Here is a 25296-nt window from a genome sequence, read left to right as displayed (position 1 = left end):
GCCAAGCTCAGACGGGCAGCAGGCCCGCGACCACGTCCGCGAGCTGCTGCGCGGAACGGCACTCGTGCATGGTCACCGCGTCGGCGTAGACGTGCGCGGCGGAGTCACCGCTGCCCCACTGTCCGCGCGGTTCGGGATTGAGCCAATGGGTGTGCTTGGCGACCGAGGCCAGGTGGGTGAGCGCGGCGAGATTCGGGTCGCGGTAGTTGTTGCGTGCGTCGCCGAGGATCAGCAGCGAGGACTTGCTGGTCAGGCTGTGCGAGAACCGCTCGGCGAAGACCCCGATCGCGTTGCCGTAGTCGGAGTGGCCGTCGTAGCAGATCAGGTCGGCCTCGCGGATCATCCGGGACATCGACGAACCGAGGTCGGCGCCCGCGTCGAAGAACCGGGTCACCTCGTCGGTGGTGTCGATGAACGCGAACACCCGGACCCGGGAGAACTGCTCGCGCAGCGCGTGCACCAACAGCAGCGTGAAGTTGCTGAAACCGGCCACCGATCCCGACACGTCGCACAGCACGACAAGTTCGGGCCGGGCCGGCCGTGGCTTTCGCAGCACCAGATCGATCGGTACCCCGCCTGTGGACATCGACTTGCGCAGCGTCTTGCGCAGGTCGATCGCGCCCGCTCGGGAACGCTTGCGTCGAGCCGCCAGCCGGGACGCCAGCTTCCGAGCCAGCGGGGTGACCGTGCGGCGCAACGCCACCAGCTCGGAGTCGGAGGCGCGCAGGAAGTCGACCTCCTCGGCCAATTTCGGCACCCCGTAGGTCGCGACGCGTTCGCGGCCGAGCTGTTCGGCCGAGCGGCGGCGGGTCTCGATCTCGACCATCTTGCGGAAGTCGGCCACACGCTGCCTCGCGGTGCGCCGGGCCACCTCGGCGGCGTAGTCGCCGCCCGGGTGCTCACCGGTCACGGCATTTCCGAGCAGACCGTCGAGGATCCGGGACACGAGCGTCTCCGGGGCGACGTCGCGCAGCGCCTGGTAGGCGGAGAAGGACGGGCCCTTGGACGATTCGTACTTGCCGAGCTCCTCGACCAGCTGTGCAGTGAGCTGCTCGATCAGCTGGAGCGACTCCGGTGAACCGTCCACCAGCAGTCCGGCGATCAGCTCCCGCAGCGCCTCGAGGTCCACCTCGTCGTCCTCGGTGCGCGGGATCGCGACCTCGGCAGTGCTGCCGTCAGCGCGTTGCCCGACCGCCGCCGGGAACCACAGGTCGAACAGGGCGTCGAAGGTGGCGCGGTGGGTGGGCCGGCGCAGCAGCGAGCACGCGAGACCCTCCCGCAACGCCTCCCGGTCGAGCAGGTCGAGGACGGACATCACCTGGCCGGCGTCGACGGTCTCCGACGGTCCGACCGGAATGCCGCGCTTGCGCAGCGCCTCCACGAAGTCGACGAGGTGCCCGGGCACTCCGTGCGGCGCGGCGAGGCGTCCGGGGTCGACGACCATCAGGGCTCCTAGTTCAACCGCAGCTCGGCCGCGGCCCGCTGCTGGTCTGCTCGGTGCTTGAGGATCACGCCCATGGTGGCGCGGACCGCGTCGTCGTCGAGGGTGTCCATGCCGAGTGCCAACAGTGTGCGGCCCCAGTCGATCGTCTCCGAGACCGACGGCACCTTCTTGAGCTGCATGGCGCGCAGCACACCGACGGTCCGGACCAACTGCTCGGCGATCGCCTCGGGCAGCTCGGGCACCCGGCTGGCCAGGATCCGACGTTCGAGGTCGGCGTCCGGGAAGTCCAGGTGCAGGAACAGGCAGCGGCGTTTGAGCGCCTCGGACAGTTCGCGGGTGGCGTTCGAGGTGAGCACCGTGAACGGCTTGCGGGTGGCCACGATGGTGCCCAGTTCGGGGACGGTCACCGCGAAGTCGCTGAGCACCTCGAGCAGCAGGCCCTCGATCTCGACGTCGGCCTTGTCCACCTCGTCGATCAGCAGCACGGTCGGGTCGTCGCGGCGGATCGCGGTGAGCAGCGGTCGCGCGAGCAGGAACTCCTCGGAGAACACGTCCTGCTTCGCCGAGTCCCACGAATGCTCGCTGCTCGCCTGGATCCGCAGGATCTGCTTGGCGTGGTTCCACTCGTACAGCGCGCGCGACTCGTCGACGCCCTCGTAGCACTGCAACCGGACGAGTTCGGCGGCGGAGGTCTGCGCGACCGCCCGCGCGAGTTCGGTCTTGCCGACGCCGGCCGGTCCCTCGATGAGCAGCGGCTTGCCGAGCCGGTCGGCGAGGAACACCGCGGTGGCGGTCGCCTTGTCGGCGAGGTACCCGGTCTCGGCGAGTCGGGTGATCACGTCGTCGACGCTCGCGAAGGTCGGCGGCGTCGTCGGAAGTGCGCGGTCCACACTCGCTCCTTGGTTGTTCGGAAGATTCTTCGGCGGGGGCTACACCGGTCGGGTGTGCCCGTCGCCCCAGACGGTCCACTTGGTGGAGGTCAGCTCGGGCAGCCCCATCGGTCCGCGGGCGTGCAGCTTCTGGGTCGAGATGCCGATCTCGGCGCCGAAGCCGAACTGCTCGCCGTCGGTGAACGCGGTCGAGGCGTTGACCATCACGGCGGCGGCGTCGACGCGGGCGGTGAACTCCCGGGCGGCGGCGAGGTCGTCGGTGACGATCGCCTCGGTGTGGCCGGTGCCGTACCGGTCGATGTGGTCGATCGCCTCGTCGATGTTCGCGACCACCTTCATCGCGACGTCCAGCGACAGGTACTCCTCCGACCAGTCCGCCTCGGTGGCGGGCACCATGTCGGGCAGGTCGCCGTGGATGACGACGCTGTGCGCCTGCAGGGCCTGCGTGAGTGCGGGCACCGCGGTGTCCGCGATCGCGGCGTCGACGAGGATGGTCTCGGCGGTGTTGCAGACGCTGGGCCTGCGGGTCTTGGAGTTCAGCACGATCTTCTCGGCCTTGGCCAGGTCGGCGGCGGAATGCACATACACGTGGCAGTTGCCGACGCCGGTCTCGATCGTCGGCACGGTCGCGTCCCGGACCACCGCGTTGATCAGTCCGGCGCCGCCGCGCGGGATGACCACGTCGACGAGGCCGCGGGCCTGGATCAGGTGGGTGACGGACGAACGGTCCGCGCTGGGCAGCAACTGCACCGCGTCGGCGGGCAGGCCCTGCGCCTCGAGTGCGCCGCGCAGCACCTCGACGAGGGCGGCGTTGGAGTTCGCCGCCGAGCTCGAGCCGCGCAGCAGCGCCGCGTTCCCGGACTTGAGCGCCAAGCCGAACGCGTCGACGGTCACGTTCGGGCGGGCCTCGTAGACCATCCCGACCACGCCGAGCGGTACCCGCAGTTGCCGGATCTCCAGGCCGTTGGGCAGCGTCGATCCGCGCAGCACCTCGCCCACCGGATCGGGCAGTCCCGCAACCTGCCGGAGCCCGGACGCGATGCCTTCGACGCGCGCCGCGGTCAAACGCAGCCGGTCGAGCAGGCTCTCCTCGGTTCCGGTGGCGCGGGCGGCGTCGATGTCCGCCCCGTTCGCCGCGAGCACCGTCTCGGTTGCGGCGAGCACCGCGTCGGCCGCGGCATGGAGCGCCGCGTCCTTCTGCGCTGTGGTCAGCAGGGCGAGCACCCGCGACGCCACCCGGGCGCGGCGGGCCGCCTCGTGCACCGCCTCACGCACCTCGTCCCGGACGGGGATATCGGCATTCACCTGTGCAGTCTCGTTCACCGCGGTCATGAGTACAGGGTAACGACAGGTCGCCGAGCGACGCCGCCGCGGGCGGCGCGCGCATAATCGACCCCGCCCGACACTCCTGAGCGAACCCGAAGGCGGCCTATGACCCAGCCCCACGACGACGTGCTCACCGACGCCCAGCCCGACGACCCGTCGGAGGGATACAGCCGCGGACTCAACTCGCGGACGATCCAGATGATCGCGATCGGCGGCGCCATCGGCACCGGTCTGTTCTACGGCTCCGGCGCGGCCATCGAGTCGGCGGGACCGTCGCTGATCCTCGCCTACCTGGCGGCGGGTCTGGCGATCTTCGTGATCATGCGGGCGCTCGGTGAACTGCTCACCTACCGTCCCGTCTCCGGCAGCTTCGGCGAGTACGCCGAGGAGTTCCTCGGACGCTTCTTCGGCTTCGTCACCGGCTGGACCTACTGGGTGGTGTGGGTCGCCACCTGCATGGCCGAGATCACGGTCGCGGGCAAGTACGTCGAGTTCTGGTGGCCGTCGGTCCCGGTGTGGCTGACCGCCCTGGTGGTGCTGGTGATCCTGTTCGGCGCCAACCTGATCTCGGTGAAACTGTTCGGCGAGGCCGAATTCTGGTTCGCGGCAATCAAGATCACCGCGATCATCGGGATGATCCTGATCGGCATCGGCGTGCTCACCCTCGGGATCGGGCACGCTACGAACCCGACCGTCACCAACCTGTGGGCGGACGGCGGGGTGTTCCCGAACGGGTTCGGCGCGGCACTGATGAGCCTGCAGGTGGTCATGTTCGCGTATGTCGGTGTCGAACTCGTCGGAGTGACGGCGGGCGAGGCCCGCGACCCGAAACCGACGCTGCGCAAGGCGATCAACACGTTGCCGTTCCGGATCGGTCTGTTCTACATCGGTTCGCTGGTGGTGATCCTGAGCGTCGCGAGCTGGCGCGACTTCCATGCTGGGGTCAGCCCGTTCGTGGAGGTCCTCCAGCAGATCGGCATTCCCGCTGCAGCGGGGATCATGAACTTCGTGCTGCTGACGGCGGCGCTGTCATCGTGCAACTCCGGCATCTACTCCACCGGGCGGATGGTGCGCAGCCTGTCGCTGCGGCACGAAGCGCCCGAGCGGTTCGGCCGGCTCAGCGGCCGGTCGGTCCCGTTGGCGGGAATCACCCTCTCGGCCGCGGCGATGCTGATCGGCGTGCTGGTCAACGTGATCTCGCCGGAGCGCGCGTTCCTGTACATCACCTCGGTGTCGACGGTCGGGATCATCTTCGTCTGGGGCACCATCCTGGTCTGCCACCTCCGGTACCGGGCGGCAGTCTCCGCGGGCCGGCTGCCCGCAGTCGACTACCGGCTGCCGGGCGCGCCGGTCACCAACTGGCTGGCCCTGGCCTTCCTTGCCCTGGTGGTCGTGTTGCTGTTCTTCAGTTCGGCAGGCCGGACCGCGCTGGTGGTCGGGGCCGTGTTCGGCGCGCTGGTCAGTGCCGGCTACTACCTCGTACACGCTCGACGCGGCGCCGAGGTGAACTGACCGTCGACGATGGGGACGCTCACCGGGTGGCCCCGTGTCCTCCGGCGTACTTGACGGCGAGTCGGCCGAGCGCAGCGGCCGCGACCAGCAGTCCGAAGTCCCTCAGCGCGATGTCGTAGTAGCCCGGCAGGGTCAGCAAGTTGACGATGATCCCGGCCAGCCAGGCGACGACCAGCCACGCGCCGAACCTGGGGGCGATCGCGACGACCAGTCCGGCGACTACTTCGATCACACCGACGATGTACATCCCCTGCTGAGCATTGCCGGGCAGGATGCCGTCGATCCAGGGCGCCAGGTACTTCGGCCAGTCGGTCATCACGTTGGCGAACTTGTCCAGGCCGAAGAGGATCGGCGCGATGGTGAACACCGTCCGTAGCGCCAGGAAGGCCTGGTAGCCGGGGTCGGCGAGGTGTGCACGGCCCGTGTCGACCTGCCTTGTCATATCTGTTGACATGGCTCCTCCTTCTAAAAGTAGTGACAGTTAAATATAGAATCCCGGCCGGTATTACGTCAACGTTGATTGGTTTTACAATGGGGTCATGGATCCGGATCCGCACTCGGACATCTCGGCCGTCTCCGCGCTCGAAGAACCGGCGCGTCGGCGGCTCTACGACTACGTCCGTGCACACCACGACCCGATCAGTCGCGACGAGGCAGCCGAGGCACTGGGCATGGCCCGACCGACCGCGGCCTTCCACCTCGACAAGCTCGCCGACGAGGGGCTGCTGACCGTCGAGTTCGCACGGCGCAGCGGCCGTTCCGGCCCCGGCGCGGGACGCCCGTCCAAGCTGTACCGGCGTTCCGACCGCCAGGTGGTTGTGCAACTCCCCGAGCGCTCCTACGAACTGGCCGGACAGTTGCTCGCCCAGGCCATCGACGACTCCGAACGCACCGGCGAGCCGCCGCGAACCATCCTGGGACGGCGGGCCAGGGACCTCGGCCGAGCGGTCGGCACCGAGGCTGGACCCAGCGACGCCGACCTGCTCGCAACGCTCGAGCGCTGCGGCTACGAACCGCGTGACGAGGGTCGCGACATCGTCCTGGCGAACTGCCCGTTCCATACGCTCGCCAAGGCACACACCGACATGGTCTGCGGCATGAACCTCGAGCTCATCGAGGGACTGATCGACGGCACCGGGTGCGCGGGCCGTGCCGCCCGGCTCGCGCCCGCCGACGGATACTGCTGCGTCCGGATCGAGACCACACCGGCCGCCCCCGACCGATAGCGTCGGGTCCATGCCCGCTACCCGCGTGACCGTGCTCGGCAGCATCAACATGGACCTCGTCGCGGCGACTGCCAGGCGACCCGCTCCCGGCGAGACGGTTCTCGGCGCGAGTTTCTCGACCGGCCCGGGCGGCAAGGGTTCCAACCAGGCCATCGCGGCCGCCCGTGCCGGTGCCGCCGTGAACTTCGTCGGCGCGGTCGGCGACGACGCCTTCGCCCTCGAGTTGCGGCAGGCCCTTGTCGACGCCGAGGTGGACACCGCGCTGCTACGCGAAGTCGAGGGACCGAGCGGCGTCGCGGTGATCGTCGTGGACGAGTCCGGAGAGAACTCGATCATCGTGGTCGGCGGGGCGAACTCGACGGTCCGCGACCTCACCGACCTGGACCTGTCGGCGATCGCGGACGCGGACGTCCTGCTGTGCCAGCTGGAACTGCCGCTCGGGGCGGTCACCGCCGGTGCCCGCCGCGCCAAGTCCGCGGGCACTACCGTGGCCCTCAATCCCTCACCGGTGCAACCGCTCCCGGACGACCTGCTCGACGCCGTCGACGTCCTGATCGTGAACGAGACCGAAGCCGAGCAGATCGGGGAATCGGTCCTCGCACGAGTGCCGCACCTGGTCGTCACGCTCGGTGCGAGGGGCGCCACCCTGCGCGGGCCCGACGGCCGTACGCAACACGCCTCTCCCCCGGTGGTCGAGGTGGTGGACACGACCGGGGCGGGCGACGCCTTCGCCGGCACCCTCGTCGCGTCCTGGCACCTCGGTGCGGCCGCTGCACTGGACCGGGCCTGCGCTGCGGGCGCGCTGGCGACCACCCGAGGCGGAGCCGCCGCCTCCGCTCCGACCCGGGCGGCGGTGGACGCCGCACTGCGACGCACCGATTGAATGCCCGAAGCGGCACCCCGGGGCGCGAACCGGACGTAGCATCGCCCCAACGCGACCGACTGCCGGGTGTGCGGTCGCACCGGCTGGACGGAGCGGGTCGAATGAACCGGACAATCGCGGGAAACACCCTCGCAGACCTCACTTTTCGTGCCGCCGAGGCATACGGCGACCGGCCAGCGGCGCGCTACCAGTGCGAGCCGGACACCTGGGAACAGGTCACCTACACCGAGCTCGCCGACCGGGTCGCCGACTTCGGCGCCGGGCTGATCGACCTCGGCCTCGCCGTCGGCGATCGGGTCGCGGTCCTCGGCAGCACCCGCCTCGACTGGTCGGTCGCGCATCTGGCGATCGTCGCCGCGGGCGCAGTGCACGTGTCCGTCTACCCCACCAACTCCCCCGAGGAATGCGCCTGGGTGCTGGGCAATTCGGAGGCCCGGGCGGTCGTCTGCGAGAACGCGGAGCAGGTCGCGAAGGTCGCCGCCGTCCGCGACCAGCTACCGGCGCTGGAATGGGTGATCGTTCTCGACGGCGAGGCCGGCGGCGCGGTGACCGCCGACGAGATCCGCCGCCGGGGCCGCGAATGCGGGCCCGAGGAACTGCACCGCCGTGCCGGCGCCGTCACCCCCGACGACCCCTACGTGTTCATGTACACCTCTGGAACCACCGGCCCGCCGAAGGGATGCGTTCTCTCGCACGCGAACTACCGCTCGATCATGACGGCCAACACGGCACTCGAGGAGGCCGAGGGGTCGTCTTCCGACGCGGACATGGTGCTCTACCTGTTCCTGCCGCTCGCGCACGCGTTCGCGTTGCTGTTCCAGCTGCTGGCGTTCGACCGCGGCGGGGTGATCGCGTACTGGGGCGGCGACACCGCTCGGATCGTGCCCGAAGTGATGGCGGTCCGGCCGACCCACCTGCCGTCGGTCCCCCGAGTGTTCGAGAAGGTCTACACCCTGGCCGTCGGGTCCAAGCCAGCCGAGGAGCGCGAACGCATCCTCGCCGCGGCCGCGCTCGGCGTGCGGGTGCGTGACCTGGTCGAGGCCGGCGAGGAGGTTCCCGCCGAGTTGCAGACCCGGTTCGACGCGGCCGACACGGCCCTCTTCCAGGGGGTGCGGGCGCTGTTCGGCGGCAACGTGGAACTGGCGATCACCGGAGCCGCCCCCATCGCCAAGGAGATCCTCGAGTTCTTCTACGGCTGCGGCGTTCCCGTGATGGAGGGCTTCGGAATGACCGAAACCTCCACCGGCGCGACGGTGAACACCCCACGCCACCACCGCTTCGGAACCGTCGGCCGCCCGCTGCCCGGCATCGAGGCGAAGACCGCCGAGGACGGGGAACTGCTGCTGCGCGGCGGCAACATCTTCCAGGGCTACTACAAGATGGCGGACGCGTCGTTCGGTGCGGTCAGCGACGGCTGGCTGCACACCGGCGACCTCGCCTCCATCGACGAGGACGGCTACGTCTCGATCATCGGCCGCAAGAAGGACATCATCGTCACCTCGGGCGGCAAGAACCTGACGCCGGCCAACCTGGAGAACGACCTCAAACGCTCGCCGTGGATCAGTCAGGCGATCATGCACGGCGACCGCAGGCCCTACCCGGTGGTGCTGGTGACCCTCGACCCGGAGACCGTGCTGCCGTGGGCGCAGGCGCAGGGACTGCCGGACTCGATCGCCGAATTGTCCCGGCATCCACGAGTTCTCGAGCTGGTGGCCGAGGCGGTCGATGCCGCGAACGCAAAACTCGCCCCGCCCGAGCAGGTGAAGAAGTTCGCCGTCGCCGAGCGCGACCTGTCGCAGGAGACCGGCGAGCTGACCCCGACCCTGAAGATCAAGCGGAAGGTGGTCGGGGAGAACTTCACCGCAGAGTTCGACGCGCTGTACGGCGACTGAGGTTCGAGGACCGCGCTTCTTCGCGGGTCCCTCGAAAGATTCCTCTCGCCGAAGGAACGCGGGATGCACGCAGTCCGACTGTGCGGGCTACATGCCCGAAGCCTTCAATCGCAGGTTCCGGATGGAAGGGTTTCGGCCGGCGGATTCACCCGGCCGGCTTCGCAGGTGGCAAGCGACCGATTCGGTGGCCGGAATGGCTCAATTCCGTACCGGACAGCGCTACCGTCGAAGGGCGGGCGACCCTTTCGTCGATCCACCGGAGGTACACGTGAACGACCTAGAACGGTTTTCAGAACTGGTGCCGCTTGACCACGGCCTCAGTGTCGTCGTCACCGTCCGCGCCAACCACACCCCGCACACCGCGGTCGTCAACGCCGGCGTGCTGGCCCATCCGACCACAGGTGAGCGCGTAGTCGCGTTCGTCGCCGTGGGCGGCACCCTCAAACTCGCCCACCTGCGCGATAACCCCACCATCGCCGTCGTCGTCCGCGCCGGCTGGCAATGGGTCGCCGTCGAGGGCCGCGCACAGCTGATCGGACCCGACGACCCTCACCCCGAAGTTGACGCCGAACGACTCCGGCTCATGCTTCGCGACATCTTCAGCGCAGCAGGGGGGACCCACGACGACTGGCCCACCTACGACCGGGTGATGCGCGAGGAGCGCCGAACTGCCGTATTGGTCTCTCCCACTCGGGTCTACTCGAACCCGACATAAGTGCCGACAGCACTCGGCGGCGTCCCTGGGCCACCGTCAGCCAGGCCGCTGTTCACGGGGTCAGTAGCCTCCGCGGCGGGCATGAGGGACCCATCGGTCCGACCGGCGTCGAACGAAGGATGTACACGTCCCCGTGCTGTTCCAGCCAGTGCCGGTCCCGAAACCCAGCGACCGAAGTCACCCAGTCGACAGACCTCGGCAGACCTCGGCAGACGAACCACTCCTGCGTGCCATCGGGCAGCCCTTCGACGATGTCGCGAGCCTGCTGCATCGCCATTCCAGACCACCTGGAAAGCACCTGGCCGCGCATGCCGATGAACACGTCCGGGTAGATCTCACACGCCGCCTCCCCTGTCGACGTCACCCGATGAGTGGCCTTCACCTCGAACACCATCTCCCACAGCCCTTCCTGCCCGTGTTGGGAGCATCCCGCATCTGGGCGTGCCCGGTACGGCGATTCAACGCCAGCGCACCGACAACTCGCCCCACATAGCGTGGGGACAGGTGGAATGTGAATCCCTCATTCACCAATACGTTTGAACCGACGGTCGAGGAGATCACGATTGGCGGACGTCGTGTTTCCCACTCGACCTCGCGCGACGCGGAGGCAGGACGCTCAGTCGAGCCACTCCACCGCAGCCGCAATCAGCGCCGCCACGCCGGTGTCGAGCGTCGGCCTGATCACCGGCGCGAACTTCGGCGAGTGGTTCGACGGCAACGGCTGCCCGTCCGTCACGTCGAAACCGCCGACGAACCAGTAGACCAGCGGGACCCCGGCCGCCTTGGCCAGGTCGCCGACGTCCTCGCTTCCGGAGACGGGTCCGATCTCGAACACCTTGTCGCTGCCCAACTGTGCGCCGAGCGCGGCGAGGGTTCGCGCGGTCCCCGGAACATCGTTGACGGTGACCGGGAAGCTGTTCAGTTCGGTGATCTCCGGCGGCCGAGGCGCGCCGGACGCCTCCGACTCCGCGTTGACGACCCGAACGATCCCCTCCCGCAACCGATCCGAGACATGCGACTCGAAGGAGCGCGTGTTGACCTTGAGCACCGCCTCGTCCGGAATCACGTTCTCCTTGGTCCCCGATTGGAACGAACCGACGGTCAGCACTGCGGGCGTGGACGGGGAGATCTCCCGCGAGACCACGGTCTGCAGCCGCATCACCGTCGCCGCACCCATCACCACCGGATCCACGCACGCGTCCGGCATCGAGCCGTGTCCGCCGCGACCGAACATCCGGATCTGCAGGCTCTGCGCCGCCGCCATCGCGGTGCCCGGGCACACGAACGCGGTACCCACGGGGCCCGGCATCACGTGCTGTCCGAGCACCACGTCGGGCGCCGGCACCTTGTCCAGCAGTCCGTCGTCGAGCATGCTGCGGGCACCGTCGCCGAGTTCTTCGGCCGGCTGGAACAGCGCGATCAGCGTGCCCGACCAGTGCACTCGTCCGTCGGCCAGCAACGCCGCCGCGCCCAGCAGACAGGTCACGTGCATGTCGTGGCCGCAGGCGTGCATGACCGGCACCGTCTCACCCAGGTGGGTGGTCGCGGTGACCGTCGAGGCGTAGTCGAGCCCGGTGTCCTCGCGCACCGGCAGCGCGTCCATGTCGGCCCGCAGCAGCACCACCGGGCCGTCGCCGTTGCGCAACACCCCGACGACCCCGGTCCCGCCGAGACCGGCGGTGACCTGGAAGCCCGACACGGTCAGCCGCTCGGCCACGATCTCCGCGGTCTCGTGCTCCTGATACGACAGTTCCGGGTGCGAATGCAGGTGCCGGTACAGCTCGACCAGGTCGGTGGACACCGCCTCGAACCCGGAGAGGATCGCGGTCACGGTCGGGTCGGGCACTGAGGCGTCCATCACCCAGGCGTACCACAACGGGCACGGGCGAGCAGTGTGTCGGTCCCACCCGGCAGGATGGACCCATGTCGACGGACGTGAAGGACCAGGCCGAGTTGCGCGGCGAGGCAGAGGAGCTGCTCCGTGAGCTCGCCGGACCGCAGGCCCGGCTCCGCGAGGACCAGTGGACGGCCATCGAGGCACTGGTCGTGCAACGCCGACGCGCGCTGGTCGTCCAGCGCACCGGCTGGGGCAAGTCCGCCGTCTACTTCATCTCCGCCAAGCTGCTGCGGGCCCGCGGGCACGGCCCGACCGTCATCGTCTCGCCGCTGCTCGCCCTGATGCGAAACCAGGTCGCGTCCGCCGAACGCGCCGGCGTGCGCGCCGCGACCATCAACTCCGGCAACGTCACCGAGTGGGACGAGATCCACCGGCAGGTCGCCGACGGCGAGGTCGACGTCCTGCTGGTCAGCCCGGAACGACTGAACAATCCCGACTTCCGGGATCAGGTTCTGCCCTCGCTCGCGGCGGACGCCGGACTGGTGGTCGTCGACGAGGCTCACTGCGTCTCCGACTGGGGCCACGACTTCCGGCCCGACTACCGGCGGATCCGCACACTCATCGGCGAACTCGGCGACGGCATCCCGGTGCTCGCGACCACCGCGACCGCGAACGACCGGGTGGTCGCCGACGTGTCCGCGCAACTCGGGGTCGGCGGGGGCGAGACTCTGGTGCTGCGAGGCGGACTCGAACGCGAGTCCCTGCGACTGTCGGTGGTACACATCGACGAGGCGACCAAGCGCGCGGCGTGGCTCGGCCAGCAACTGAACTCGCTGCCCGGATCCGGCATCATCTACACCCTCACCGTGTCCGCGGCCCGCGACCTGGCCGGTCTGCTCACGGACCAGGGACATCGGGTCGCGGCGTACACCGGCCAGACCGACCCGGCCGAACGCGAGTCCCTCGAAGCCGACCTGCTCGGCAACCGGGTCAAAGCACTCGTCGCGACGTCGGCACTCGGCATGGGTTTCGACAAGCCGGATCTCGGTTTCGTCGTGCACCTGGGCGCGCCGTCCTCCCCCATCTCCTACTACCAGCAGGTCGGACGCGCGGGCCGTTCCACCGACCGCGCCGAGGTGGTGCTGCTGCCCGGTCACGAGGACCGGCAGATCTGGAGCTACTTCGCGTCCGTCGCGTTCCCACGCGAGCACGTCGTGCGCCGGGTGATCGAGGTCCTCGACACCGAGCGCCCGCAGTCCACGCAGGCGCTCGAACCGCTGGTGGAGCTGAACCGGTCGCGGCTCGAGATGGTGCTCAAGGTCCTCGACGTGGACGGGGCCGTCAAGCGGGTGCGCGGGGGCTGGATCGGGACGGGGCAGCCGTGGGAGTACGACGCCCCGCGCTACGAGCGGCTCGAGCAGGCCCGACAGTCCGAGCAGCAGGCGATGGTGGACTACCAGCGGACGACCATGTGCCGCATGGAGTTCCTGCGTCGCCAACTCGACGACCCCGAACTATCCGATACTCCGCAGCCGTGCGGTCGCTGCGACAACTGCACGGGCGAGGCACTCAGCGGCGAGGTCGACGCCGGTGCCGTCGAGCAGGCCCGCGCGCGGCTGGACCGGCCGGGGATCGACCTCGCGCCACGCAAGCAGTGGCCGACCGGACTGGCGAAGCTCGGCGTCGCACTGTCCGGGAGGATCACCGACGGCCCCGAGCCCGGTCGAGTGCTCGGCCGGCTGTCCGACCTGGGCTGGGGCCAGCGGCTGCGCACGCTGTTCGACGCGCCCGACGCCCCCGTCCCGGACGCGGTGGTCGACGCCTGCATCTCGGTGCTGGCCGCCTGGGACTGGGAGCGCAGGCCGGTCGCGGTGATGTCCCTCGAATCGGTCTCCCGCCCGCAGCTGGTGAGCTCGCTGCGGCAGCGACTGGCCCAGGTCGGACGGCTCACCGACCTGGGGACGCTGTCGCGCACCCCCGGACATCCGCCGGTCTCGGCCGCGAACTCCGCCTACCGGGTGGCCGGTCTCGCAGGCGCCTGGCTGGCCCCGGACCTGACCGAGGTGGACGGTCCGATCCTGCTGCTCGACGACCTCGCGGACACCGGCTGGACGCTGACCATGGCGGCCCGCGAACTGCGCGCCGCGGGCGCGGCGACGGTCCTGCCGTTTGCCCTGGCGAGCATCAACTGAGCACGACGTTGTGACCAGGCTCACATAGCATCGCTAACCAGTGCGGGAGCCATGGTTCTCCAGCACTGGTCGATAGAGGTGGCTGAAATCCGTTGCCTCCATTGATACGTTCGAAATCTCTATGACGCCTGTTACAAACAGCACGACCCCGAACTCCGGACCCGTCGCGGTCACGTTCAGAGCGCCCGAAGTCGGCGACGCCGCAAGGCTCTGGGAGATCGCCCGCGACTCCCAGGTGCTCGATCTGAACTCGAGCTACTCCTACCTGCTGTGGTGCAGGGATTTTCACGACAGCTCGGTCGTCGCCGACCACGGCGGCCGGGTCGGTGGCTTCGTCACCGGCTTCGTCCGCCCGCAGGACCCGCGCACAGTGTTCGTGTGGCAGGTCGCGGTGGACGAGGAACTGCGTGGCCACGGACTCGCCGCATCCATGCTGAACCACCTCCTCGATCACCTTGCCCGCCAGGGCGTCACCCGCCTCGAAACGACGATCAGTCCGGACAACACTGCCTCGCAGGCCCTGTTCACGGCGCTGGCTCGCACCCGCTACACCTCGATCACACGTCAACGCCTGTTCGAGCCGAACCATTTTCCCGATCAGCACGAATCGGAAGAGCTCTACATCATCGGCGATCACTGAACCCGAGATCACTGAACCAGGCGAGCCCCGAAGCCCCAAGGAGAGCCATGACAGCCACTCCCGACAGCAGTACCCCCGACAACAGCGTCTTCACCAACCTCGAGTCCGAGGTCCGCAGCTACAGCCGCACCTGGCCGACCGTGTTCAGTTCCGCGTCCGGATCGTGGTTGCGCGCCGAGGACGGCACCGAGTACCTCGACTTCTTCGCCGGCGCAGGCGCATTGAACTACGGCCACAACAACCCGGTACTCAAGTCCGCACTGCTCGACTACGTCGCTTCGGACGGCATCACACACGGCCTGGACATGTCGACGGTCGCCAAACGCGAGTTCCTGCACAGCTTCCGGCGCAACATCCTCGAACCACGCGGGCTGGACTACAAAGTGCAGTTCCCCGGCCCCACCGGAACCAACTCCGTCGAGGCCGCACTGAAGCTTGCCCGCAAGGTGACCGGACGCGAGTCGATCGTCAACTTCACCAACGCTTTTCACGGCATGACCCTCGGCGCACTCTCGGTCACCGGCAACTCGATGAAGCGCGCGGGCGCGGGCGTCCCGCTGGTGCACGCCACCCCGATGCCGTTCGACAACTACTTCGACGGAGCCACCGAGGACTTCCACTGGTTCGAGCGGGTGCTCGACGACTCCGGCAGCGGACTGAACCGCCCGGCCGCCGTCATCGTGGAGACCGTGCAGGGCGAGGGCGGGGTCAACGTCGCCCGCCCCGAGTGGTTGCGCGGGCTCGCGGCCCTGTGCGCGGACCGCCAGATCCTGCTGATCGTCGACGACGTGCAGATGGGGTGCGGCAGAACCGGCCCGTTCTTCTCCTTCGAGGTCGCCGGCATCACCCCGGACATCGTCACGCTCTCGAAGTCGATCGGCGGCTACGGCCTGCCGATGGCACTGACCCTGTTCAAGCCGGAACTCGACGTCTGGTCCCCCGGCGAGCACAACGGCACCTTCCGCGGCAACAACCCGGCGTTCGTCACTGCCACTGCCGCGCTCGACCACTACTGGTCCGGCGACGCCCTGCAGCGCTCTACGCTCGCGAAAGGCCAACGGATCCACCAGATCTTCGCGAACCTGTCCGACCAGTTCGACGGCGTCAGCACCCGCGGCCGCGGTCTGGTCCAGGGCCTGGTGTTCGACGATCCCGGCAAGGCCGTCAAGGTCTGCGGGCTGGCCTTCGACGAGGGGTTGCTGGCGGAGACGTCGGGTCCGTCCGACGAGGTGGTCAAACTGCTTCCGCCGCTGACCATCACCGACGACGAGCTCGACCACGGCCTGAGCATCCTCGCCGAGGCGACCGCCAAGATCTGCGCCTGAGGAGGCGATTCGCATGATCGTGCGCACCACCGACGAGATCACCGACACCGACCGTGACGTCGTCAGCGAGGACGGCAACTGGCGCAGCAAGCGCATCGTCCTCGGCGGCGATGGCGTCGGATTCTCCTTCCACGAGACCACCATTCGCGCCGGCTCTGTCAACGAATTCCACTACGCTCACCACGTCGAGGCGGTCTGGCTGGTCGAGGGCGACGGCATTCTCACCGACCTGGACAACGGCGAGGTGCACCAGCTCAGGCCCGGCACCATGTACCTGCTCGACGGCCACGAGCGGCACCGGGTGGAACCGGTCACGCAGATGCGGATGCTGTGCGTGTTCAACCCCCCGGTGACCGGTCGCGAGGTGCACGACGAGAATGGTGTCTACCCGCTGATCGAAGTCCCCAGCTGAAGTCGTTCGAGGAGTGACCGTCGTGACCCCAGTCCCCATCGCCCTCGGCCCGCACGCCGATCCGCTCCTGATGGACGCGATCACCCGCGGCGGCGGCGAGTGGTCGCCGATGGGCGGCGCACACGGGCTGATCTGGGCGGCCGAACCGGACCGCTTCCCCGACGACCTGCCCGAGTCGATCCGCTGGGTGCAGTTGTACTCGGCGGGAGTCGAGCAGTGGTTCGCGTCCGGGGTGATCGAACGCCACCCGGAGGTGGTCTTCACCTCAGCCGCGGGGGCCTTCTCGGCGACGGTTGCCGAGCACGCCCTCGCGCTGCTGCTCGCGGGCGTCCGTGCGCTCCCCGAACAGTGGTCGACGACCACCTGGCGTCAGGACGAGTTCTTCGGCAAGGTCGGCACGCTGCGCGGGTCCCGGGTCGCCATCGTCGGTGCGGGTGGCATCGGCCGGGCGCTGATCCCGATGCTCGCCGCGGTCGGCGCGCGGGTGGTCGCGGTGAACCGGTCGGGAGTCGCGGTCCCGGGCGCCGAGGAAACCCTGCCCGCCGACCGCACCGACGAGATCTGGGACCGCGTCGACCACGTGGTGATCGCGGCGCCCGCCACCGCGGCGACACGGCACCTCGTCGGGGCGGAGCAGCTGAGCCGGCTACGGCCGCACTCCTGGGTCGTCAACGTCGCCCGCGGGTCGCTCGTCGACACCGACGCACTCGTTACCGCCTTGCGGGACAGGACGATCGGCGGTGCCGGGCTGGACGTCACCGATCCGGAGCCACTGCCGGACGGTCACCCGCTGTGGTCCCTGCCGAACGCCGTCGTCACCCCGCACTGCTCGAATCCGCCAGCGGTCCGGCCCGCGGCCTTCGCCGACCACGTGGCCCGCAATGTCGCCCGGTTCGCGGCCGGCGAGCGATTGAACGCGGTGATCGACCCGGTCGCCGGCTACTGAGCCGGCGCCGTGGGGCGGGACAATCCCGTCACTCGCCCGACTGCTCCTGCGGGCCGACGGCGGGCTTCGCCGGCGACACCCGGATCACACCCGCGTCCAGGTCGAGTTCGATGCGGGGCTGATACGTCTGCCCGCCGCCGTCCTGACTTCCGTCGTTCTCCAGCTTCTTCCCTGGGAACAGCTCACCGATGACACCCATACGATCGACCGTACTCGCGACCCGAGGGCTCCACGCGGTTCACAGGGCGGGCCCGCAGGTCACCGCGGGGCTAGGGTGAGGGCATGCCGAGATTCAGCGAGAAGGTGAAGTCGCTCTTCAGCAGGCGCAGGCCCGTCACCCCGGAGGAGGCCTCGGACATCGCCGACTGGGTGAACGAGGGCGGTGCGTTGCACCCCGACGGTCCGCCGAAGGTCGTCGACGACCCGCGGCAGAAGCCCGGGACCGACTGACCAGGCGTCACTCCCGGTCACCTACCGTGCCATCCAGATCTCGAGGATTCGCGCCGGGTTAGCCTGGATGGCATGTCCGCTCCCCCGGTCGACGCCGCACCGGTCGGCGTCGACCGTCTCGTCGATCTGGTCGCCGGCCGCCGAGTGGTCGCGCTCACCGGCGCCGGCATGTCCACCGACTCGGGCATCCCAGACTATCGGGGCCCGGATTCGCCGCCGCGCACCCCGATGACGTACCAGCAGTTCATGGGCGACGCGGCGTTCCGACGGCACTACTGGGCCCGTAACCACCTCGGGTGGCGGCACATGGACGGCACCCGACCGAACGCCGGTCACCGCGCTCTGGCGGCTCTCGAACGCGGCGGCACCGTCACGGGGGTGCTGACCCAGAACGTCGACCTGCTCCACACCAAGGCCGGGAGCAGGCGGGTGATCGACCTGCACGGCAGCTACGCCCAGGTCCGGTGCATGGCCTGCGAGCACCGCATCTCGCGATTCTCCCTGGCGGACCGACTCACCGCAGCCAATCCCGGCTTCGCCGAATCCGTCTCCGCCGCAACGGGTGTCGAGATCGCGCCGGACGCCGACGCGGTGGTCGAGGAGACCGCGCACTTCCGCGTCGTCGACTGTGAACGGTGCGGCGGCATCCTCAAGCCGGACATCGTCTACTTCGGCGAGTCCGTCCCGCGCGACCGGGTCGACGCCGCGTTCGGTCTCGTCGAGTCGGCGGACCTCCTGCTGGTGCTGGGCTCGTCGCTGACCGTGATGTCCGGACTGCGGTTCGTGCGCCGGGCCGCGAAGCTCGCCATCCCGGTCGCGATCGTCAACCGCGGCGCCACCCGGGGCGACGAATTCGCCACCTTGAAACTCGAAACCGGTTGCTCGGAGACCCTCGCAGCCTTCAACACCCAGGGTGACGGGAACCTTCGTTCGGTCTGACCGCCACCCGGATCCCCTCACCCTGGCAACGAGGGATCAGAGGCGAACCAGGTCGTCCGCGTGCACCACCGGTCGCTGCAGCTCGGACGGCAACTCCATCGTCGAGCGGCCCAGCATCTCGTCGAGTTCGGCGGCGTCGAAGGCCACCACACCGCGGGCCACCGGCACACCGTCGGGCCCGGTCAGCGACACCACATCACCGCCGTAGAAGCGTCCGGTCACCGCGGTGATCCCGGCGGGCAGCAGCGATCGGCGGCGGTCCACGACCGCCCGGACCGCGCCGGCGTCGAGGTGCAGCACACCCTGGGTGTCGGCGGCGTGCCGCACCCAGAACTTGCGCGCGGACAGTCGCGCCGGCCGGGCCGCGAACGCGGTGCCCACGCCCGCACCGGACAGCGCCTCGGCCGCGTCCGAGGCCGCCGCGAGCAGCACCGGCACACCGGAATCCGCCGCGAGGCGGGCCGCCGAGAGCTTGGAGGCCATGCCGCCGGTACCGAGCGCTCCCCCGGACCCGGCGACCACACCGTCGAGGTCCTCGGGACTGGTCACCTCGGGAATCAGCGTCGCGCCGCCCTTGCGGGGATCACCGTCGTAGAGGCCGTCGACGTCCGAGAGCAGCACCAGCGCATCGGCGCTCACCAGGTGCGCGACCATCGCGGCCAGCCGGTCGTTGTCGCCGAAGCGCAGTTCCGCGGTGGCGACGGTGTCGTTCTCGTTGACGATCGCGACCGCGTGCAGGGCGCGCAGCCGGTCGAGGGTGCGCTGCGCGTTGCGGTACTGCGTGCGCCGGGCGATGTCGTCGGCGGTGAGCAGCACCTGCCCGACCGTCCGTCCGTACCGCGCGAACGACGTGCCCCAGGCGTGCGCCAACGCCAACTGTCCGACGCTGGCCGCGGCCTGCTTCGTCGCCAGGTCGCGCGGACGCTTCGACAGCCCGAGCGGCGCGATGCCCGCACCCACGGCGCCGGACGAGACCACCACGACATCCGAGCCGGCCCGCATCCGCGACTCGATCGCGTCCGCGAGCGCATCGAGTTTGCCTCGGTCCAAACCGGTTTCGAGGCTGGTCAGCGCCGAGGATCCGATCTTCACGACGACGCTACGCGCGGTCGCGATCTGGGCGCGGGTACTCGAAACCGCGGTCACTGCTCGTCGGGATCCAGGCCCTCGAGCCCGCGCCGGATCCGGTGCGCGTGCTTGCGCTCGCTGGCGCCGATGCGATCGACCTGGTCGAGTCGCGGATCGGTGCCGCGGCCCGTGCGCGTGAGGTCGATGCCGGCGGGGGTCTGCGGTTCCCACTCGAAGCTCACGTTCCCGATGGTCACCGAGCAGCCGGGCTCGGCACCCTGCTTGACCAGCGCGTCCTCGACGCCGAGCCGGGCGAGACGGTCGGCCAGGTAGCCGACGGCCTCGTCGTTGTCGAACGCGGTCTGGCGGATCCACCGCTCCGGCCGGGTGCCGCGGACGATGAACCCACCGGGGGTCTCGGGGTCGGCGATCACGCTGAAACCGGTCTCGTTCTGCGCGATCGGACGGATCACCTGCCGCTTCGGCTCCGCCTTCGGGTGCGCGAGTCGGTACTCCTCGACCATCTTCGCCAGAGCAAAGGTCAACGGGCGCAGACCTTCCCGGCTGACCGCCGAGATCGTGAACACGGGCCAGCCCCGCGCCTCGAAATCGGGGGTCACCATCTCCGCCAGTTCCGCAGCCTCGGGCACGTCGGCCTTGTTCAGGATCACGATCCGCGGCCGGTTCGCCAAGTCGCCCAGACTGACGTCGTCCGACAGTGCCGGCTTGTACGCGGCGAGTTCGGCCTCGAGTGCGTCCACGTCCGACACCGGGTCGCGACCCGGCTCGAGGGTGGCGCAGTCCACGACGTGCGCGAGCACGGCGGTGCGTTCGATGTGCCGCAGGAAGTCGAGTCCGAGTCCTCGGCCCTGGCTGGCGCCGGGGATCAGACCCGGCACGTCCGCGACGGTGAAGGTGGTGTCGCCACTGGAGACCACGCCCAGGTTCGGCACCAGCGTGGTGAACGGGTAGTCGGCGATCTTCGGCTTGGCCGCGGAGAGCACCGAGACCAGCGAGGACTTACCGGCGGACGGGAAGCCGACGAGGCCGACGTCGGCCACCGACTTGAGCTCGAGCACCAGGTCGCGCTCGACACCCTCCTCGCCGAGCAGGGCGAAGCCGGGAGCCTTGCGTGCCTTCGAGGACAGCGCCGCGTTGCCGAGGCCGCCGCGCCCGCCGGGAGCGGCATCGAAACGGGTGCCCGCCCCGATGAGGTCGGCCAGGATGTTGCCGTCGGCGTCGAGGACCACGGTGCCGTCGGGGACCCGCAGGATCAGGTCCTCGCCGTTGGCGCCCTCGCGGTTGCTGCCCGCACCCTGCTTGCCGTTGCTCGCCTTGGCGTGCGGGTGGAAGTGGAAGTCCAGCAGGGTGTGCACGTTCTCGTCGACGACGAGCACCACGTCACCGCCACGGCCCCCGTTGCCGCCGTCCGGTCCGCCGAGCGGCTTGAACTTCTCGCGGTGGACGGAGGCGCAACCATTGCCGCCGTTTCCGGCGCTGACGTGCAGCACCACGCGGTCAATGAATCGGGACATGACTGCCGGATCCCTTCCTCTGTGTGAAAACAAAATAGGGGCGAGCAGGGTCTTCGAGACCCACGCCCGCCCCTACTGGGAGCTTAGAACTGTCAACGGTCACCGCAGGGGCGACACGATCGACCGGAGCAGAATCAGGCCTGCGCCGCGGCCGGAACGATGTTGACGGTCTTGCGTCCACGCTTGGTACCGAACTCCACCGCACCGGCGGAAAGCGCGAACAGCGTGTCGTCGCCGCCACGTCCGACGTTCACGCCGGGGTGGAAGTGGGTTCCGCGCTGACGCACCAGGATCTCACCGGCGCTGACGGACTGGCCGCCGAAGCGCTTCACGCCGAGGCGCTGTGCGTTCGAATCGCGACCGTTACGGGAGCTGGATGCACCCTTCTTATGTGCCATGTCGAACCCTCCTGGGAACTAAAAGCTCTAGTTACTTGATGCCGGTGACCTTGAGGACCGTCAGCTTCTGACGGTGACCCTGGCGCTTGTGGTAGCCGGTCTTGTTCTTGAACTTGTGGATGCGGATCTTCGGGCCCTTGGTGTGCTCGACGACCTCGCCGGTGACCGTGATCTTGGCCAGCTTGTCGGCGTCGGTGGTGAGCTCGGATCCGTCGACGACGAGGACCGGGGCCAGCGAGACTGCAGTGCCGGGCTCACCCTCGATCTTCTCGACCTTGACGAGGTCACCAACAGCGACCTTGTACTGCTTTCCGCCGGTCTTGACGATCGCGTACGTTGCCATCGGAGGGCTACCCCTTATTTCTTCGAACGTGCTCGCGCAGCAGTAGCCGCGCGACTGGTCTGGTGTACTTGCTTTCTCAGGCGCGCCCGCCGCCGCCCTAGCGGGCGCAGCAGAGCGTTATCGCCGAGTAGCGACCGGTCAAGATTACGGGATGGAGAACCGTAGGGTCAAACTGGCCCACTCCCCTCGACCGGTCGCGGTCAGGCGTCGACGTCCGCGGGCGGACCTGCCGGTCGGGCCGCGGCCCGACGTCGAGGTCGCCGCTTCGGTGCGACCGCCTCCGCTTCCCCGTCCGCGACGACCACCGGCTCGGCCGGCGCCACCTCTGCGGGGATCGTGACCGTCACGACCGCAGCTGCGGGTTCCGGCTCCGGTTCGGTCGACGCCGGGATCACGACCACGGCTGCGGCGTCCTCGGCCTCGGCCACCGGGGCCGCTGCCGCGCGCGACGCCCGCCGCGAACGGCGACGCCCCTTCGCCGGAGCCTCGGCCGGTGCGGCCTCGGGCTCTGCGACGGCCTGCGTCTCCGCAACCTCGGACTCCTCGACGACCTTCGGCTCCGCGACGACCGTCGGCTCCGCGGACTCCACCGCGGCGGTGACCGTCGGCTCCTCGGCCGCCGGCTCCTCGTGGTTCACCGCCTCGCCCGCATGCTCCTCGTCGTGGTGGTGCGCCGCCATCGCGAGTGCGACCGGGTGCGCACGCTTGACGGTCGCGTCCACGTCGGGTGCCGCGTGCTGCTCGTTCTTCGGGGCCTGCTGCTCGTTGCCGCCCGAGGACTTGTCGCGGCCGCGCTTCTTGCGACCGCCGCCGGACTCGCCCTTGCCGGACCGCGATCCGCTGTCGTCGCCGGAACGCACCTCGACGGGATCCGCGTGCACGATGATGCCGCGGCCGTGGCAGTGCTCACAGGTGGTGGAGAAGGCCTCGACCAGTCCGGTGCCCAGCTTCTTGCGGGTCATCTGGACCAGACCGAGCGAGGTGACCTCGGAGACCTGGTGGCGGGTCCGGTCGCGACCGAGCGACTCCGTGAGCCGGCGCAGGACCAGGTCCCGGTTCGACTCGAGCACCATGTCGATGAAGTCGACGACGATCATGCCGCCGATGTCGCGCAGCCGCATCTGCCGCACGATCTCCTCGGCCGCCTCCAGGTTGTTCCTGGTGACAGTCTCCTCGAGGTTGCCGCCGGCACCGGTGAACTTGCCGGTGTTGACGTCGACCACGGTCATCGCCTCGGTGCGGTCGATCACCAGGGTGCCGCCGGACGGCAGCCATACCTTGCGGTCGAGCGCCTTCGCGAGCTGCTCGTCGATGCGCTTGGCCTCGAAGACGTCGGGGCCGCCGTTGCCCTCGTACTTCTCGACCCGCGGCAGCAGGTCCGGAGCGACGGTCTTGATGTAGTTCTCCACCGTCGACCAGGACTTCTCGCCCTCGATGACGATCTTCGCGAAGTCCTCGTTGAAGAGGTCGCGCACGACCTTGACCAGCAGGTCGGGCTCCTCGTACAGGGCCTTCGGGTTGCCCGACTTGCCCTTGTCCGCGGCGGCTGCCTGCTCCTCGATGTCCGACCACTGGGTCTGCAGACGCTTGACGTCGCGGGCCAGCTCCTCCTCGCTCACGCCCTCGGACGCGGTGCGGATGATGACACCGGCCTCCGGCGGAACGATCTCGCGCAGGATCTCCTTGAGCCGCTTGCGCTCGGTGTCGGGCAGCTTGCGGCTGATGCCGGTGGAGCTGCCGCCCGGCACGTACACCAGGAAACGTCCGGCCAGCGAGATCTGCGTGGTCAGGCGGGCACCCTTGTGTCCGACCGGATCCTTGCTGACCTGGACCAGCACCTGATCGCCCGGCTTGAGGGCCTGCTCGATCTTGCGGCTGTTGCCGCCGAGGCCTGCGGCCTCCCAGTTGACCTCGCCGGCGTACAGCACACCGTTGCGGCCCCGGCCGATATCGATGAACGCGGCCTCCATGGACGGCAGCACGTTCTGCACGCGGCCGAGGTAGACGTTGCCGACCATCGACGCCGAGGCGGAACTGGTCACGAAGTGCTCGACCAGGACGCCGTCCTCGAGCACCGCGACCTGGGTCAGTCCCTCGGGATGCGAGCCGCCGGTCTTCTCCCGCACCACCATGACGCGGTCGACGGCCTCGCGGCGGGCGAGGAACTCGGACTCGGTGAGGATCGGTGGCCGACGGCGACCGGCGTCGCGGCCGTCACGCCGGCGCTGACGCTTGGCCTCGAGGCGGGTGGAACCGGAGATCCCCTGGACCTCATCCTTGACGCGGGCCTTGGTCCGCGGCTCACGCTCGTGGACGACGGTCGTGACGCCGTCTTCCTCGGCTGCTCCGCCCTCGGCGCCCTCGCCGGTGCCCTTGCGGCGACGACGGCGGCGACGGCGACGGCTCCCCGCGCCCTCCTCGGACTCCTCCGCCTCGGTGGTCTCGGCCTCCTCGGCGGCGGCCTCGGCACCCTCGGTCTCGCGCTCGGCCTCGGTCTCGACCTCGGCGACCTGCTCCTCGTCCGCGGCGACCGCTTCGGTCCCCTCGGTCTGCTCGCCCTCGCCGGCCTGCTCGCCACGGCCACGGCCACGGCCACGACGGCCACGACGCCTGCGACGACCCTGGCCCTCGCCGTCGTCCTCGGATTCGGCGTGCGACCGCTCCTCGACCGCTGCGGTCTCGGCGGCCTCCTCGACGACCTCGGCGCGCACCGGCTCGACGGTGGTGACCTCGATGGGGGCGGCCTCGTCCGGAGCGGCGGCCTCGCGGCGCGCCCGGCGACGACGCGGCGCGGGCTCGGCCTCCGGCTGGAGGAAGAGCGGTGCCTGGAAGACCGGTGCGGCCTCGGCTGCGGGGGTGTGCACGTGCGGCTCGTCGACGTTGGTGAAGAGAGCCGGCGGGGTCTCGGGCGCGGGCGCCTCCGCGGCCGGCGTCTCGGCAACAGCCACCTCGACGGCGGGTGCCTCGACCGCGGGCGCTTCGGCCGCCGGGGTCTCGACGGGACCGGCGAGCGCGGCGTGCACTCGCTCGGCGAGGGCCCGGTCGACGCTCGACTGGGCGCTGCGCAGTTCGGCGCCGAACTCGGCCACCTTGGCGAGCACCTGCTTGCTGGTCAGGCCCAGCATCTTGGCGAGCGCGTGTACCCGGATCTTGTCCGGGAACACGGGTGCCGCGTTCTCTGCGGCGGAATTCTGTGAAGTTTCGGGCGGCGCTTGATCGGCCACGTAAGTCTCCTCGGGCCCCCGGGCGCGTCCACCTTGGCTAACCGGGTGTGACGCGGCCACTCGAGAGCACTGCTTGTGTGCTCGCACCGGGTAGGCGCG

At 69.6% G+C, this 25296-nt stretch carries 24 protein-coding genes; 12 read left to right on the top strand and 12 right to left on the bottom strand.

Translation table 11 applies throughout. The annotated features are described in order from the left end of the window. Window positions 1–7: 7 nt before the first annotated feature. The 3 genes from FK531_RS07965 to FK531_RS07955 are packed head-to-tail and all read right to left on the bottom strand — an operon-like array spanning window position 8 to window position 3666. The gene (locus FK531_RS07965) at window positions 8–1444 is read right to left on the bottom strand and encodes a vWA domain-containing protein (protein ID WP_142097383.1); all 1437 of its coding nucleotides are present in this window, start codon (window positions 1442–1444) and stop codon (window positions 8–10) included. A gap of 8 nt (window positions 1445–1452) precedes the next feature. Further along, window positions 1453–2334: an AAA family ATPase gene (locus tag FK531_RS07960; RefSeq protein WP_142097380.1), complete on the bottom strand. Its 882-nt coding sequence runs from the start codon at window positions 2332–2334 to the stop codon at window positions 1453–1455. Window positions 2335–2373: 39 nt separating this feature from the next. After that, a complete protein-coding gene (locus FK531_RS07955; protein WP_142097378.1) occupies window positions 2374–3666 on the bottom strand; it encodes a glutamate-5-semialdehyde dehydrogenase in 1293 nt (430 codons plus the stop codon). Window positions 3667–3765: 99 nt separating this feature from the next. Here FK531_RS07955 and FK531_RS07950 point away from each other — a divergent pair, with 99 nt between their 5' ends. Beyond that, on the top strand, window positions 3766–5172 hold the full coding sequence (locus FK531_RS07950; RefSeq protein ID WP_142097375.1) for an amino acid permease: 1407 nt from the start codon (window positions 3766–3768) through the stop codon (window positions 5170–5172). Window positions 5173–5191: 19 nt separating this feature from the next. On the opposite strand, the gene FK531_RS07945 is transcribed toward FK531_RS07950, so the two are convergent. After that, the gene (locus FK531_RS07945; protein WP_142097372.1) at window positions 5192–5626 is read right to left on the bottom strand and encodes a hypothetical protein; all 435 of its coding nucleotides are present in this window, start codon (window positions 5624–5626) and stop codon (window positions 5192–5194) included. A gap of 85 nt (window positions 5627–5711) precedes the next feature. Here FK531_RS07945 and FK531_RS07940 point away from each other — a divergent pair, with 85 nt between their 5' ends. The 4 genes from FK531_RS07940 (at window position 5712) to FK531_RS07925 (ending at window position 9888) form a co-directional block, all read left to right on the top strand. After that, window positions 5712–6398 (top strand): helix-turn-helix transcriptional regulator, encoded by a 687-nt coding sequence (locus FK531_RS07940; protein WP_142097370.1) that lies wholly within the window; start codon window positions 5712–5714, stop codon window positions 6396–6398. 10 nt (window positions 6399–6408) lie between these two features. Beyond that, on the top strand, window positions 6409–7281 hold the full coding sequence (locus FK531_RS07935; RefSeq protein WP_142097367.1) for a ribokinase: 873 nt from the start codon (window positions 6409–6411) through the stop codon (window positions 7279–7281). 101 nt (window positions 7282–7382) lie between these two features. Further along, a complete protein-coding gene (locus tag FK531_RS07930) occupies window positions 7383–9173 on the top strand; it encodes an AMP-dependent synthetase/ligase (protein WP_142097364.1) in 1791 nt (596 codons plus the stop codon). Between the two features lie 268 nt (window positions 9174–9441). Further along, a complete protein-coding gene (locus FK531_RS07925) occupies window positions 9442–9888 on the top strand; it encodes a pyridoxamine 5'-phosphate oxidase family protein (RefSeq protein ID WP_142097361.1) in 447 nt (148 codons plus the stop codon). Between the two features lie 52 nt (window positions 9889–9940). Here the strand turns inward: FK531_RS07925 and FK531_RS07920 are convergent, their stop codons facing one another. Both FK531_RS07920 and FK531_RS07915 read right to left on the bottom strand, forming a co-directional pair. Next, entirely contained in the window at window positions 9941–10282 is a 342-nt protein-coding gene (locus tag FK531_RS07920; protein WP_142097358.1) for a hypothetical protein, read from the bottom strand. Between the two features lie 222 nt (window positions 10283–10504). Further along, window positions 10505–11746 (bottom strand): amidohydrolase, encoded by a 1242-nt coding sequence (locus tag FK531_RS07915; protein WP_142097356.1) that lies wholly within the window; start codon window positions 11744–11746, stop codon window positions 10505–10507. Between the two features lie 65 nt (window positions 11747–11811). Here FK531_RS07915 and FK531_RS07910 point away from each other — a divergent pair, with 65 nt between their 5' ends. The 5 genes from FK531_RS07910 (at window position 11812) to FK531_RS07890 (ending at window position 17240) form a co-directional block, all read left to right on the top strand. Next, a complete protein-coding gene (locus tag FK531_RS07910) occupies window positions 11812–13917 on the top strand; it encodes a RecQ family ATP-dependent DNA helicase (RefSeq protein WP_142097353.1) in 2106 nt (701 codons plus the stop codon). A 121-nt stretch (window positions 13918–14038) separates the two neighbouring features. Beyond that, window positions 14039–14557 carry a diaminobutyrate acetyltransferase gene (ectA, locus tag FK531_RS07905; protein ID WP_142097350.1) on the top strand — a complete coding sequence of 173 codons (519 nt, stop codon included), beginning with the start codon at window positions 14039–14041 and terminating at the stop codon, window positions 14555–14557. Window positions 14558–14604: 47 nt separating this feature from the next. After that, a complete protein-coding gene (gene ectB / locus FK531_RS07900) occupies window positions 14605–15882 on the top strand; it encodes a diaminobutyrate--2-oxoglutarate transaminase (protein ID WP_142097347.1) in 1278 nt (425 codons plus the stop codon). 13 nt (window positions 15883–15895) lie between these two features. Further along, on the top strand, window positions 15896–16294 hold the full coding sequence (locus FK531_RS07895; protein WP_142097344.1) for an ectoine synthase: 399 nt from the start codon (window positions 15896–15898) through the stop codon (window positions 16292–16294). Window positions 16295–16364: 70 nt separating this feature from the next. Continuing rightward, on the top strand, window positions 16365–17240 hold the full coding sequence (locus FK531_RS07890) for a D-isomer specific 2-hydroxyacid dehydrogenase family protein (protein ID WP_142098185.1): 876 nt from the start codon (window positions 16365–16367) through the stop codon (window positions 17238–17240). A gap of 28 nt (window positions 17241–17268) precedes the next feature. Here FK531_RS07890 and FK531_RS22305 read toward each other — a convergent pair whose 3' ends face one another. Then, window positions 17269–17439, bottom strand: a complete 171-nt coding sequence (locus FK531_RS22305; protein ID WP_181762861.1) for a hypothetical protein — start codon at window positions 17437–17439, stop codon at window positions 17269–17271. A gap of 83 nt (window positions 17440–17522) precedes the next feature. Here FK531_RS22305 and FK531_RS22300 point away from each other — a divergent pair, with 83 nt between their 5' ends. Beyond that, on the top strand, window positions 17523–17690 hold the full coding sequence (locus FK531_RS22300) for a hypothetical protein (RefSeq protein ID WP_181762860.1): 168 nt from the start codon (window positions 17523–17525) through the stop codon (window positions 17688–17690). Window positions 17691–17762: 72 nt separating this feature from the next. After that, window positions 17763–18629, top strand: a complete 867-nt coding sequence (locus FK531_RS07885; protein ID WP_142097341.1) for an NAD-dependent protein deacetylase — start codon at window positions 17763–17765, stop codon at window positions 18627–18629. Between the two features lie 36 nt (window positions 18630–18665). Here FK531_RS07885 and proB read toward each other — a convergent pair whose 3' ends face one another. From proB to FK531_RS07860, 5 genes are all read right to left on the bottom strand, one after another. After that, window positions 18666–19775 carry a glutamate 5-kinase gene (proB, locus tag FK531_RS07880; RefSeq protein WP_142097339.1) on the bottom strand — a complete coding sequence of 370 codons (1110 nt, stop codon included), beginning with the start codon at window positions 19773–19775 and terminating at the stop codon, window positions 18666–18668. Then, on the bottom strand, window positions 19772–21232 hold the full coding sequence (gene obgE / locus FK531_RS07875; protein ID WP_142097337.1) for a GTPase ObgE: 1461 nt from the start codon (window positions 21230–21232) through the stop codon (window positions 19772–19774). The genes proB and obgE overlap by 4 nt, the downstream gene beginning before the upstream one ends. A 134-nt stretch (window positions 21233–21366) precedes the next feature. Next, window positions 21367–21630: a 50S ribosomal protein L27 gene (rpmA, locus tag FK531_RS07870; protein WP_142097335.1), complete on the bottom strand. Its 264-nt coding sequence runs from the start codon at window positions 21628–21630 to the stop codon at window positions 21367–21369. Window positions 21631–21661: 31 nt separating this feature from the next. After that, window positions 21662–21973: a 50S ribosomal protein L21 gene (gene rplU / locus FK531_RS07865; RefSeq protein ID WP_142097333.1), complete on the bottom strand. Its 312-nt coding sequence runs from the start codon at window positions 21971–21973 to the stop codon at window positions 21662–21664. Window positions 21974–22173: 200 nt separating this feature from the next. Continuing rightward, a complete protein-coding gene (locus FK531_RS07860; RefSeq protein WP_142097330.1) occupies window positions 22174–25197 on the bottom strand; it encodes a translation initiation factor IF-2 N-terminal domain-containing protein in 3024 nt (1007 codons plus the stop codon). Window positions 25198–25296 lie beyond the last annotated feature (99 nt).

The sequence above is a fragment of the Rhodococcus spelaei genome (assembly GCF_006704125.1).
Classification (GTDB): Bacteria; Actinomycetota; Actinomycetes; order Mycobacteriales; family Mycobacteriaceae; genus Rhodococcus_G; species Rhodococcus_G spelaei.
This window is presented reverse-complemented; position numbering and strand designations above follow the sequence as displayed.